The sequence below is a fragment of the Nostoc sp. NMS2 genome, assembly GCF_017115105.1.
GTDB lineage: Bacteria > Cyanobacteriota > Cyanobacteriia > Cyanobacteriales > Nostocaceae > Nostoc.
Map to the genome: position 1 here is coordinate 1 of NZ_JABXKH010000125.1, position 12,473 is coordinate 12,473.

General features: G+C 44.3%; 10 protein-coding genes and 1 pseudogene. 7 read left to right on the forward strand and 4 right to left on the reverse strand.

Annotation, left to right across the window (positions count from 1 at the left end):
* From HWQ36_RS21795 to HWQ36_RS21805, 3 genes and pseudogenes are all read left to right on the forward strand, one after another.
* A pseudogene (locus HWQ36_RS21795) lies at window positions 1-1,616 on the forward strand (bifunctional DNA primase/helicase); the annotation flags it as partial.
* Window positions 1,591-1,818, forward strand: a complete 228-nt coding sequence (locus tag HWQ36_RS21800) for a hypothetical protein (RefSeq protein ID WP_292706401.1) — start codon at window positions 1,591-1,593, stop codon at window positions 1,816-1,818. The pseudogene HWQ36_RS21795 and the gene HWQ36_RS21800, both read left to right, overlap by 26 nt.
* A 337-nt stretch (window positions 1,819-2,155) precedes the next feature.
* Entirely contained in the window at window positions 2,156-2,524 is a 369-nt protein-coding gene (locus HWQ36_RS21805) for a hypothetical protein (protein WP_292706402.1), read from the forward strand.
* Window positions 2,525-2,796: 272 nt separating this feature from the next.
* Here HWQ36_RS21805 and HWQ36_RS21810 read toward each other — a convergent pair whose 3' ends face one another.
* The 3 genes from HWQ36_RS21810 to HWQ36_RS21820 all read right to left on the reverse strand — a co-directional run bounded on the left by HWQ36_RS21810 (window position 2,797) and on the right by HWQ36_RS21820 (window position 6,214).
* Window positions 2,797-2,970, reverse strand: coding sequence for a hypothetical protein (locus HWQ36_RS21810; protein ID WP_292706403.1), 174 nt, complete (start codon window positions 2,968-2,970; stop codon window positions 2,797-2,799).
* A 264-nt stretch (window positions 2,971-3,234) separates the two neighbouring features.
* On the reverse strand, window positions 3,235-5,082 hold the full coding sequence (locus tag HWQ36_RS21815) for a calcium-binding protein (protein WP_292706405.1): 1,848 nt from the start codon (window positions 5,080-5,082) through the stop codon (window positions 3,235-3,237).
* A gap of 394 nt (window positions 5,083-5,476) precedes the next feature.
* Entirely contained in the window at window positions 5,477-6,214 is a 738-nt protein-coding gene (locus tag HWQ36_RS21820; protein WP_292706407.1) for a hypothetical protein, read from the reverse strand.
* 126 nt (window positions 6,215-6,340) lie between these two features.
* On the opposite strand from HWQ36_RS21820, the gene HWQ36_RS21825 reads away from it, so the two are divergent.
* The 4 genes from HWQ36_RS21825 to HWQ36_RS21840 all read left to right on the forward strand — a co-directional run bounded on the left by HWQ36_RS21825 (window position 6,341) and on the right by HWQ36_RS21840 (window position 11,610).
* Complete coding sequence (locus HWQ36_RS21825) at window positions 6,341-6,490, forward strand: hypothetical protein (protein ID WP_292706409.1); 150 nt, start codon at window positions 6,341-6,343, stop codon at window positions 6,488-6,490.
* 190 nt (window positions 6,491-6,680) lie between these two features.
* A complete protein-coding gene (locus HWQ36_RS21830) occupies window positions 6,681-7,166 on the forward strand; it encodes a hypothetical protein (protein ID WP_292706411.1) in 486 nt (161 codons plus the stop codon).
* A gap of 189 nt (window positions 7,167-7,355) precedes the next feature.
* Window positions 7,356-8,117 carry a hypothetical protein gene (locus HWQ36_RS21835; protein ID WP_292706413.1) on the forward strand — a complete coding sequence of 254 codons (762 nt, stop codon included), beginning with the start codon at window positions 7,356-7,358 and terminating at the stop codon, window positions 8,115-8,117.
* 94 nt (window positions 8,118-8,211) lie between these two features.
* On the forward strand, window positions 8,212-11,610 hold the full coding sequence (locus HWQ36_RS21840) for a strawberry notch family protein (RefSeq protein WP_292706415.1): 3,399 nt from the start codon (window positions 8,212-8,214) through the stop codon (window positions 11,608-11,610).
* Between the two features lie 192 nt (window positions 11,611-11,802).
* Here HWQ36_RS21840 and HWQ36_RS21845 read toward each other — a convergent pair whose 3' ends face one another.
* Window positions 11,803-12,453, reverse strand: a complete 651-nt coding sequence (locus HWQ36_RS21845) for a tetratricopeptide repeat protein (RefSeq protein WP_292706417.1) — start codon at window positions 12,451-12,453, stop codon at window positions 11,803-11,805.
* Window positions 12,454-12,473: the final 20 nt, after the last annotated feature.

Sequence of the window (12,473 nt, forward strand, 5' to 3'; positions counted from 1 at the left end):
AAAATGAATACCGCTCTGGTGGTCGTCAAGTCTATTGGTACGAAGGTAAAAACAGCAGCGCGATCGTTGCTGAGTTCCACGCTCAGTTGATGCTGGGTAAAAAGTTGATGATGGCCAGCGATAGCAAGCGGTTTGTCAAAAAGTTGGAACGAGCGCTCAATGATGGTTCAGCAATTGATGATAACGACGAAACACCGGAATCAGCCGAAGACCGCAAGTTAAGGGTGTGGGCTATTCATTCCGAGAACAGTGGCAGTGAGGAGAATGTCATCTTTATCCGAGAGATTAACATTGCTATTAAAGATATCGACGCTTTTTTAATTACTCCCAGTCTCAGTTCAGGGGTTGACATTTCCAGCTATCATTTTGATGCCGTGTTTGGCGTGTTTCATGCTGTCTCGCAGTCGGCTACAGAATGCGCCCAGCAATTATGGCGGTATCGTCCAGATGTCCCCATGTACGTTTGGGTTGCTCCTCGTCCTCCATTTGGTTACGCCGAAACCAATGCCCGTCGCATTAAGGAAAAGATTCTCCAGAAGAATGAAATGACTGCCTTTCTCATCCGCATTAACCGAGAAACGGGCAAACGTGGTGCAGAGAAGGATTGGGCATTGGATACCTCTTGCCAAATTGAAGCACAGCGCAATTGGTCGATCAATAATCTTCGGGCTGATTTGCGATCGCTTCTGGAGGAAATGGGCAATACAATTATTCCTTTGGGCAACGCTGATGATGAAAGTACTTCGCGGTGGATGAAAGCGGCGGGTATTGCCATTGATGAGGAACATTACCGTAAAGTTGCTAACGCCAAAGATATTGACAGAAGGACTTACAACAGCAGGCAGCATCAGGATTATCTCAAGCCAGAGGAGGTGCTGGAGTGTGAGAAGTTTCGCATACAAGACACTTATGGCATGAGCGTAACCCCGGAACTGGTTGAGCAAGATGACGGGGGGCGGTTAATTAAAAAGATTGTCGCACTTGAAGCGATATTGGCCGCACCTGGGGAAATGGTCACTGATGACCAGGGGCGCGAGTTTATTCCACCGCCGGCTATTGTTGCCGAACGCGATAAATCGGAACGGGAGCGATTAGCCATTTGCACTGACTGGAGCAATCATTCTACCGCGTGGTTAATGCGTCATCGGCTGGGACTCAGGGCTGTGCTGGTGGATCTGATGGCTGGGGTTGAGATTAAAGGCGACGAAGCGATGATTCAGGCTTTGGCTGAGTTTTCAAAACGCAATGCATCTCATGTTAAGGGGATTCTCAATCTGACCATCCCCTTATCGGAGTCTCCGATGTGGATTTTGGGGCAGTATCTTTCACAACTTGGTTTGTCCACTGAATCGCGGCGACCGATGGAGGATGGGCAGAGGGTTAGGTATTATCGGCTCAATACTCTTGATGTCGAGTTTATCCAGAAGGTTCTGGAGTATCGTCAACGGCAGAGGGAGGAGAAGGAACGGAAGCGGCAAGAATCACTTGAGCTTCAGGCGGCACATAAAGCTAGGATGCAATCTCAATATGGGATTAACCCGCCGTCCACACCCCCCATTAATGAAGATGGAGATAATAATTGGGGGGGGTATGGACACAGAGGCAGAACTCAGTGATTCTTGGTGGGATAAAGTTAAATATTATGCTCGACTGGCGATTGAGCGGGTGGAATGCGGGGTTGATGCTGTGAAAGAATTACTTAGTACCCTAACCAGTGATGAGCGCTGTGGTGTGATGTTGGAATTCGAGGATGCTAGCCCAGACAGATTTGCTCAATTGGTGACAGATGCGCCGCAGTGGACTGAGTGGATGGCGTGAGAAAGTTGGGTAACGCAACGCTTTGTGTTGTTCCGTCAAAATTGAAGATGTCCACGCCTTGAGTTCTAACTGTGCTTAAATCTCAACCCTTAAATACTGATTAGACAGCTAGAGGTCTGTCTGCAAACACGATTTTATAAAGAAATTTTAAGAAATTAACATTCTTCAGAAAAGAAAAGACGTAATGCTGAAGTAATCCTCAAAAGTTCAGAATCAGAGATTTTGTAGTTTACACACACAAGCGTGTCTGAAAAGCTTACATAGCTTGCGTCTGTAATGTACTTCATCGATGTCGAAACCTAATTATTAGTTTTTCAATTTTTTGGAGGAGAGGATAATGTTGAAGTTCACCTGTTTGATGATTGTCGGGGCAGTATTGTCGATTAGTGCGCCCGCTGTCGCTGAAAGTCGTGCGGTTAATATCAGTATTGGCAGTATTGGTGGTGCATTAGATAATGGAGCTTTGAGAACAGTTCGTCAGATTATTGGGTTTGGGGTTGGCACTGGCACTGTTGATAAATTCATTGTATATAGTCCCAGTACCGGATCTATTCCCATCGAAGGAGGTTTATCTGCTTGTGCTGAAGCTGGCTTCGGCACAAGCAATACAACATTTAATGCTTTTATCCAGCAGTTGCGTTCAATTAATCCCAAACCTGGGACTTTCTACAATGTAGAACTTACCGCAACCTGCAAACAGAAATAAGCTAGAGCGGTAAAACTTGCTAGAGGTAGGTTAGAAGCATAGTAAACTCGTTTGATATTTTCTAAGACGCATACGTAATTAAGCCTTTAGTCTCACCTCTTCAGTTAGTTTTGCCGTTCTAGATAATATTTTATTTTTATTTACAACCCATTTTAATCATATCTGAAAGACTGGAAGAGGTTAAAGCTGAAAATGCACTACTGAGCCACACTGTACAAGGCGATGCGAGAGCTAAGTCATCAGCGATCGCGGTCGTTCATGTCAGCACAAAGTTATTCATCCTCATCTTCCTCCTCTTCATAATCTGCATAATCTGCATAGTCTTTCCCGTGTTGTTCGTACCACAAACGTTTGTTAGGTAAGTGTAGATAAGATAAAGCTTTAGAGGTTGCCCTTAAACTGTTATGATCTTGTTGACTTGACAGTGACTCAAAGCAAATTATCACTAACCACCACAAGCATGAAGATTTAAAACTACCTTTCCATCAAAACGCTTATGTATGCTTAATTTTGCCAGTTTTGCCGAAATTGATCTAGGCTCTTATTTTGGCAAAGGTCTTGATAAGAATGATCATTTTCCCAAACCCTGATTTTCAGTTAGGTATTTTCATTAATCTATAACTATTGAGAATCAGTTTGTAGAAAAAGTTACATTGTTTGGTTGTTTGAGAACTCACCGTGAAAATTTAGGGTATCTGTAATATCCACAGCTACACCATAAGAGTTTCGCCAATAACACTAGAGAAACAGAAAGCGGCAGCAGGATTACTGGCACTACCAATAAACTCGAAATTCTTTACGAACATATCTGTCGTTCCATTGTTTACTGTATAGAAGCCATTGCTATTGGCGCTACCTGAGACAGTGTAGGTTCCAGAGCCAAAGAGCAGCTTATCGTTGCCATTGCCCCCATCAAAGCGTCCAGTCCCAAATCCTTTGATGATGTCGTTGCCCGTTCCGAGAAGGTAAATGCTACTGTCATTCTGATTCTGATTACCAAAGCCACCAGTGAGAGCATCAATAATGTCGTCGCCAGCACCAGTATCGATAGTGCCGTCATTGCTGATGCCGGGTTGTGTTGTTACTAAGCTAATACCAGTAATAATATCGTTACCAGCACCAGTATTGATGGTGCCGCTGATGCCACTGCTGTCGATAACATTGGCGATGCCAGTGCTGCCGATACCAGTAATAATGTCGTTACCATCACCAGTATTAATGGTGCGGAAGTTAAAGATGCCAATGTCACTGCCTCCACTGCCAGTGATCCAGTCATCGCCAGTACCAGTATCGATGGTGCCGCTGTTAGAGATTCCAGTGGTAGCTGTGCCATTGCTAATGTTGGTGCTGCTTGTACCAGTGATTTTGTCGTCTCCAGCAGCAGTATTGATGCTGGAATTGATGTTGTTGAGGATACCGCCGTTACCAGTACCAGTGATTTTGTCGTTGCCATTGCCAGTATTGATAGTGCCTCCGCCTGTGTTTAATATGGCTACCTCATTACTACCAGTGGCAGTGATAGTGTCGTTACCAGCACCAGTATTTATAGTGCCGCTGTTATCGATGCCGCGTGAGTCGTCAATGCCAGTACCAGTGCCAGAGATAGTATCGTCTCCGTTTCCTGCATCAATAGTGCCACTGTTGCTGATGCCAGTCCCCGTCCCGCCTGACCCGCCGTTGGTGCCACTGCCGCCAGTACCAGTGCCAGAGATAGTATCGTCTCCGTTTCCTGCATCAATAGTGCCACTGTTGCTGATGCCAGTCCCCGTCCCGCCTGACCCGCCGTTGGTGCCACTGCCGCCAGTACCAGTGCCAGAGATAGTATCGTCTCCGTTTCCTGCATCAATAGTGCCACTGTTGCTGATGCCAGTCCCCGCACCGCCCTTGGTATCGGTGCTATTGCTGCCATTACCAGTGCCAGAGATAGTATCGTCTCCGTTTCCTGTATTAATAGTGCCACTGTTGCTGATGCCGTTGGCCATAGCAGTGCTGTTGCGGGTGTTGCCACTGCCGCCAGTGCCAGTGCCAGTAATGGAGTCATTACCGCTACCACCATCAATACTGCCGCTATTGCTTATACCTATGCCGATACCACCATTAATATTGCCAATGCCGATGCCAGTGATAGAGTCTTTGCCTCTGCCACCATCAATACTGCCAAAGTTTCTGATACCTATGCCGAGACCAGTACCGCCGCTGCCGATGGTGTTGATGCCAATGAGTGTGTCGTTTCCAGTGCCAGTATTGATGGTAGCGTCGTTGAGGATTTGGATTCCGAAGACACCACCTGTGCCAATGAGTGTGTCGTTTCCAGTGCCAGTATTGATGGTAGCGTCGTTGAAGATTTGGATTCCGAAGACACCACCTGTGCCAGTGATTGTGTCATTACCCCCTAATGTATTAACGGTGACACCTGAGAGAACCTGGATACCAGAAACATCAGTGGTATTGACAGTAACTATATCTCCAGAGTTAGTCCAGTAGCCTAACAAAGTCGAAGGGTTCGTGTCTAAGTACCAACCCAAGAGGTTTAAATCAACCGTGTTTGAATAAGTCATAGCTTGCTTACCGTAAAAGGATTAACATATTATTAAACTCCAAGGCTTATAAGCTTTACCATGTGGATGTTTCAGCGAAATGCAGGGATAGGATAAAAGAACCTCTTAATGGGCATTTCCGCAGAAACCGCTTACTACCTTATGTATATAAAATAAATTTGAAAGCTTGAATCAACACTTAATAACTACCAATAATTAAGTATTTGATACAATCTCTCGAAAGACATAGAAAAACACATGAATTTGCAATATTGCAACTGTTTTTGAATGAAGTAATACTAGCATACATAGGATTTTTCCGCTTATTACATATCAGGATGAAATTCTTATTTTCCCTAGCAATTATTTTTCAGGCACTCTAGATATATTTTGATTATTCGTAATGAACTCGAATTTAATCGTCCTCTTCATCTTCTTCCTCATAATCTGCGTAATCAGCATAGTCTTTCCCGTGTTGTTCGTACCACAAACGTTCTTCTTCTTGAGCCGCTTCCCTCTGTATTCTTTTCCTTTCGGCAATCTCCGCCTCTATTGCTTCTTGCTCTAACTTTGCCTTCTCAAACTTTTCTCGCTTCAGCCTTTCTTGTTCCTGGGTTTCTTGCTCTACCCTCTCCCTCTCAATTCTGATTAATCGCTGCTCGATTCGCCAACAGTAGAAATCCAAAGCCTTGCCCGTCGCGGCTCCGGTAACTGTACCACCGACTAAAAAGATCAGTCCAGTTTTCCAGCCTTGAATAGGGCCACCACTCAACTCCAAACTTTTTTGATTCAGCCACACCAGCACAGAGAAGACAAAAATTCCAACTACTGTGTTGATGAGCGCAAAAATTCTGGGTGTGATCTCAGTCTGTCGCAGTACCAGCCACTGTCCCAGCCAAAGTATTGCACCAAAGATGACAGCAGCGATCGCACTCATGACAACATGATCTGGATATCTGAACGGATCTAGTGTCATGTTGATAATCAGTGGCACAAATATCAGCGCACAGAGCAAAAAGCCAATTAATAAGCCAGCAACACTTATCAGGCTCCAGTAGCGACCAAGATAACCAAGGCGGAATTCCAATATCCACTCTTGTACGGGAAGCATTGTAATGTAAAACGCGATTCCTGCACTGACGTAATCGAGCATTGGCAGTTGTTTTACCCGTGTGTTGCTTTGTATTCTACACAAGTTTCTGTACGATTCCTCAAGCGCCCACGCCGAGGCAATCGCTTTGCGAGAAAGAGAGCGAAAATTATTGAACTGATAATCCAAATGAATCCAAAACAATTAGAAGGCTCCATTTTGAAAGCTGTCTCTGACGCGATTACAAGAGTTTGGGCAAGTGAAGAAAAAGAGTTTATTCAGAACGATTCAGAGCTACAAAATAAACTTGAACAATGGCTAAATAAAACATTTAAGTGATACTTGTTGGCATCCAGAAAACTATAGAATAGTCCGAGACTTAAGCACCCTTTCAAGCTTCAGTCAACCCATGAATTTCTTTGAAGATATTCCTTTTTGAAACTTCTTGTATGCGTCTGGCACTTGGTTACGAGGCTGGTAACGCTTCGCGTAACTTTTGTGAACATTACAAAAATTTCGGAGAAATACAATGGATATTCAATCAACACTTACCCAAGCTATTGAAGTTATTGTGATGAGCTTTGTTGCTCTGATGATTTTCGATTTTATTGACAGACTTTATGTTGTGCCATTACCAGCTATTACAATTGCACAATTCAATTCCAGTTCCGAATCCGCAATAACAGCAACTCAATTTGAGCCACTATCTAACACTGAAAAACTAGAAGTCAAACCTCAACAAATCCCCTTCGTTACATCACAGTTTGAGAAAATTTCTGACCCCTGGACATTAGAGCTAGAGCCTCACAACAGTTCTACCGAAACTCAACCAGTTATACTCCAATTCTCTTCACTAAGGCTGCTACCACCAGCAACAGGAGGACAACCAAAAGCTAGGGCAACCAGGAAATCCACCGCCAAACCAAAATCCACTACAACCAAGAAATCCAGCAAACCTACCAACAAAGCCGCGACTCCTCTTCGTTCTGACTCTGGCAAGAAGTCCGTGGCATAATCCACAGCTTGGTTTATCAGAAAGAGCGATGGCTGTGCCAACGCTAAGGGCGAACGCACCAATAGGACTGCGATTGCTTCTGAAGAGAAAAAATAAATTCCAACTCGCAATCAATAAAGCTCAATTTGCATTGGCGTAGCAACAAGCGGCTACGCCAATTTTTTGTGAAAATCAATTCCTTATACAGTCATGGTCAGCCTAATCGCTACACAAGGATGTCTCTTCGACCTGCAAACAGTTCTGGACTACGGGCAATCTGTTGTGAACGTTGCCCAAGAACTTGTTAAATTATTAATTGAAAATCGTCCTATCTCCACAAAAACTGTTTCTACCCAGATGAATCGTTACTTCAACGGCACAGCGGCACAGGGGAAGTGGCAGTGGAAGGACGGATACGAATCTGTAGAGGTTGCATTAATCTTATACTTGCGGCAAAAGGGGCTGTCAGAAAATCCCTTAGAGCAATTGCAACAACTGGAATCACTTTGCCCCACACATACCCGCCGCAGCGAGGAGCAACTAAAACTTCAGCAGTTCTCAACTCCATTGCCATTAGCCTACTTGATAGCGTTGGCGGGACAAATCAGCAGTAACGATCTTGTCCTTGAACCATCTGCTGGAACCGGGATACTTGCACAATTCGCCAAATTGAGAAATGCCAGCCTCATGCTGAACGAACTGGCAGAAGACAGAAGAAAAATCCTGCGGCGCTTATTCCCCGGTGTTCCACTATTCCAGTTTAATGCCGAGCAGATCAATGATTATCTTGCAGGGCAGACAAAGCCCTCTGTGGTGCTGATGAATCCACCCTTCTCGGCATCTCCAAATATAAGCAATCGCAACAGTGAAGCTACAGCCCGTCACGTCAATGCGGCATTACAGAGGTTGGTTCCGGGTGGGCGGTTAGTGACGCTGACTGCAAATTGGTTTTCACCCACCGCAAAACCTTGACTGGCAGCAAGCCTTTACCAAGATACAAGAGACAGCGCAAGTAGTGCTATCAGTGGGAGTCAACGGGAAAGTGTACTCCAAGCACGGGACGCAGATGGACACCCGGATTACCGTAATTGATAAAGTTCCGGCTGACTCCAGTGACATTCCTTGCATACATCAGACATTAGAACTTGGCGAAATCCTTCATTTAATTGAGCAACTTCCACAGCGCGAGCCGTGGCATCATTCTACTGGCACTGTTCAAGCCCATACCAGGAAAGTTGTTACATTACCAAAACGGATTGTAATCGCACAACCAGAACCAGTTTCAGAACTTTTAGATGTGGTAGTTCTAAATTATGAGCTTGTGGAGTGGAATGGTTCGGAGGGATTGAAAGATGCCCTCTACGAAAGTTACCGACCACAACGTTTGATAATCAAGGATGCTTTACCCCATCCATCCCTGTTGTGCGAAAGTTCAGCCCTAGCACTCGTTTCACCTCCCGCTCCCACATATAAACCATATCTTCCTCAACATATCGTTACACAAGGTTTGTTGTCCGAAGCACAACTTGAAAGCGTTATTTACGCAGGTCAGGCACACTCTGAACTTTTGTCCGGTTCCTACTTGGTGGATGATTCACTCGACAACGTGACAGTCGCGGCAAACAATGAGGAGAAGGCACTTAGGTATAGAAAAGGCTGGTTTCTTGGGGATGGCACAGGTTCGGGAAAAGGTCGGCAAGTAGCAGGCATCATTCTCGATAACTGGTGTCAAGGACGCAAGAAAGCCATCTGGATTTCCAAAAGCTCTGCTTTGATAGAAGATGCCCGACGTGATTGGTGTGCCTTGGGTGGTAGCGAAAACGACATTATCGACCTCGGCAATATCAAACTTGGTGATCCAATCCCCTTTTCGCAAGGTGTTCTCTTTGCTACATATTCTACCTTAAGATCCCAGAAGGGTGGTAAAAGCCGACTCAAACAAATCATTGAGTGGGCTGGCATTGAGTTTTCAGGAGCGATCGCCTTCGATGAATGCCACGCGATGGGTAACGCGATGGCACTTGAAGGTAAGCTGGGTATGGTCAAAGCATCAATGCAAGGTATTGTTGGGTTACGGCTACAAAATGCACTACCTCTTGCACGGGTTATCTACGTGTCAGCCACCGGAGCGACCAAAGTCTCAAACTTATCTTATGCGAATCGTCTGGGGCTTTGGCAGACTGGCGACTTCCCATTTACCTCCCGTGAAGATTTCGTGGAATCCATTGAAGTTGGTGGCATTGCTGCGATGGAAGTGGTAGCCAGGGATCTCAAGGCTTTGGGACTGTATCTGGCGCGGAGTCTCAGTTTTGAGGGCGTAGAATACCAAACTCTCGAAATTGAACTTACTCCTACTCAGGAAAGAATCTATGACAGTTACTCCGAAGCTTTCCAAATTATCCACAATAACCTTCATAAAGCATTAGAAGCTTGCAATATCTGTGGCTCAAAGACTTATAACCGTGCTGCGAAAATGTCTGCGATGTCTCTGTTCGAGTCGCATAAGCAACGATTCTTCAATCATTTGCTGACCGGGATGAAATGCCCAAAACTGATTAAAGCCATTGAGCAAGACATCACCCAAGGTCATGCTGTTGTAGTCCAGATAGTTTCTACAAATGAGGAACTATTGAAACGCCGACTTAATGAGGTTTCGCCCCTTGAATGGAAGGACTTGAATCTTGACCTGACTCCACGGGAATATCTCATGGATTATTTGATGAGCGCTTTTCCAATTCATCTCCATGAGATACATTCAGGTGAAGACGGGGAAGAACGTTCCGAACCGACTTTTAATGCCGATGGTTCGCCCGTTATTTCTCAAGCTGCACTTGGATTGCGTTCGGCACTGGTAGATAAACTTGCTAGTCTTGACCCTATCCCTGGCGCATTAGAACAATTGCTGTGGCACTTCGGTCATAAACAAATAGCTGAAGTTACAGGACGAAGCAAAAGGGTACTGAAAGACGAAGCTGGGCGTTTGTTTGTCGATTCACGCGGTGGTGGCGCGAATATTGCTGAAACCACCGCATTTATGTCTGACCAAAAGCAAATCCTTATCTTCTCTGACGCTGGCGGCACAGGTCGTAGCTACCATGCAGATTTGAACGCCGTCAACCGGAAACGGCGATCGCACTACTTACTTGAAGCCGGCTGGAGAGCAGATAACGCAATTCAGGGGCTTGGGCGATCGCATCGGACGAATCAAGCTTCTGCACCAGTGTTTAGACCAGTGACTACTAATGTCAGAGGTGAACGCCGCTTTATCTCTACGATTGCTAGACGGCTGGACAGTTTGGGTGCATTGACTCGTGGGCAGCGCCAAACTGGGGGCAATGGAATATTCGACACCAAAGATAACCTAGAATCCCAATACGCAGAGTACGCACTGTATGAGTTATTCAAGCAGATATTCCAAGGTCGATTTTACGAAGTGCCTTTAAGAAAATTTGAGGAAATGACGGGGTTATCTCTGACTTCAGAAGAAGGCGGTATGAAAATCGACCTCCCACCGTTGCGACAGTTCCTCAATCGCCTGCTGGCTTTGAGAATTGGGATGCAGAATATCATTTTTGAGAGGTTCGAGTTGCTGTTGAGTCAGCAGATTGAAACAGCGATCGCTCAGGGGATTTTTGAGGTCGGGGTAGAAATACTTCGAGCAGAACGCTTTACGGTTGTTAGCACAGAGACTGTTTATACTCATCCGGTTAGTGCTAGTACTACCAATTACTTGAAAATCGAACGAGTTCAAAAGGCTGACATTAAAACTGGTATTGAAGCGGTGGATTTAGCGACAAACTACCGGGGACGGCTAATGGTAAATGATAAGTCTAATAAGGCGGCTGTCTGCATTCCCACACACAGCATCTTTGATGCTGAAGGTGGAGTTGTACCAAGGGTTTTGTTGGTACAACCACAAAAAGAAATGCGCCTACCTCAAGAAAAGTTACAAGCCTCTCAATGGAGGGAAGTTTCAGTAAACGAGTTCGTCGCAACTTGGTCTAAAGAAGTTCAAGAATTGCCTAAGTTTACAACTGATTATATTCATCTTGTAACTGGCATTCTTCTGCCTATTTGGAAAACCCTACCAAACAAAAACAATCGAGTATTTCGATTGCAAACCAGCAATGGGGAGAAAATTCTGGGGCGAGTGGTTGATGCTCAAGATATTCGTACTGTTGCCGAACAATTGGGTATGAAAAATAAGCTGCTTTCTCCAGAAGAATTAGTTTATTTGGTACTGAATGAGCGGTATTCAGAGCAATTACCCGGAGGTGTAACTTTGCGTTGTTCTACTATTGCAAATGAGCGCCGTATTGAATTAGTCAATGCTTTATCGTTAGCTGACAGATTTGTGACTGTGGGATGTTTTACTGAAATAATTCAGTGGAAAAAGCGAGTATTCATTCCGGCTAACGACAAAGCTGCATCTATTCTGGCGGCTGTGATTGAAATTCTGAGATGAAATTTATAGCCACTTGACAAAAGTGGCTATTTTTTCGATTTGGCTATCCTACTTTCAACCCCAAGCAAATCCTTATAAACTTCATAATCTCGAAAAAGGTCTATAATCAAACTTCTAGTAAAAGCACAGTAAATCATATTTCCTCGCGCCTCGTACAAACCAAAAGCTTTAAACAAATCTTTTTTAGCACCCTCAATATCGCCCAGATGAAATCTGACTGTCCCTCGTCCACAGTATGCTTCTGCTTTTGGCAGCATCCAAAGATAATGCCTTTTCTAAATCAGAGAGTGAACTTTCTAATTCCCCACATAAAAAATAAATATTCGCCCTATTTATATAGGCTGATAAACAGTTTGGGTCAAGTAAAATCACTTGATTGTAATCTAAGATAGCTGCTGGATTATCACCAGTTAGATTTTTATACGTATCAGCCCGATTTAAATAAGCTTGGACTAAATTTGGATTCAGGGCGATGGCTTTAGTGTAATCTTCAATCACCTTGGGGAATTCTGATTTATGACAGATTTTTGATCGAGCTAGTCCCCGATTATTATAAGCTTCAGCAAAGTTAGGATTCATTGCTAATGCGTTATCGAAAAGTTGAATCGCATTCTCATATTTTTCAATTTGAAACTGAATCATCCCTATAGTATTGTGAACTTCCGCAAAATTAGGATAAAAATAAAGTGCATTTCTGAAGCACTCCATTACTCCAGATAAGTTTCCTGATTTGAGATGTTCCAATCCTTTTTCATACCACAGTTGCCCTTGTTCTACATCAATCTCTTCCATTAATTTCACCATATATTTTCTATTGTGATTTATAATTGCTGAAATATTCATCAACTCGGATCTTTGACCGA

Excerpts from the sequence above, each read along its gene's own strand:
- HWQ36_RS21800 (WP_292706401.1), top strand. The coding sequence starts at position 1,591 with ATGGACACAGAGGCAGAACTCAGTGATTCTTGGTGGGATAAAGTTAAA.
- HWQ36_RS21805 (WP_292706402.1), top strand. The coding sequence starts at position 2,156 with ATGTTGAAGTTCACCTGTTTGATGATTGTCGGGGCAGTATTGTCGATT.
- HWQ36_RS21815 (WP_292706405.1), bottom strand. The coding sequence starts at position 5,082 with ATGACTTATTCAAACACGGTTGATTTAAACCTCTTGGGTTGGTACTTA.
- HWQ36_RS21820 (WP_292706407.1), bottom strand. The coding sequence starts at position 6,214 with ATGCTCGATTACGTCAGTGCAGGAATCGCGTTTTACATTACAATGCTT.
- HWQ36_RS21825 (WP_292706409.1), top strand. The coding sequence starts at position 6,341 with ATGAATCCAAAACAATTAGAAGGCTCCATTTTGAAAGCTGTCTCTGAC.
- HWQ36_RS21830 (WP_292706411.1), top strand. The coding sequence starts at position 6,681 with ATGGATATTCAATCAACACTTACCCAAGCTATTGAAGTTATTGTGATG.
- HWQ36_RS21835 (WP_292706413.1), top strand. The coding sequence starts at position 7,356 with ATGGTCAGCCTAATCGCTACACAAGGATGTCTCTTCGACCTGCAAACA.
- HWQ36_RS21840 (WP_292706415.1), top strand. The coding sequence starts at position 8,212 with ATGGACACCCGGATTACCGTAATTGATAAAGTTCCGGCTGACTCCAGT.
- HWQ36_RS21845 (WP_292706417.1), bottom strand. The coding sequence starts at position 12,453 with ATGAATATTTCAGCAATTATAAATCACAATAGAAAATATATGGTGAAA.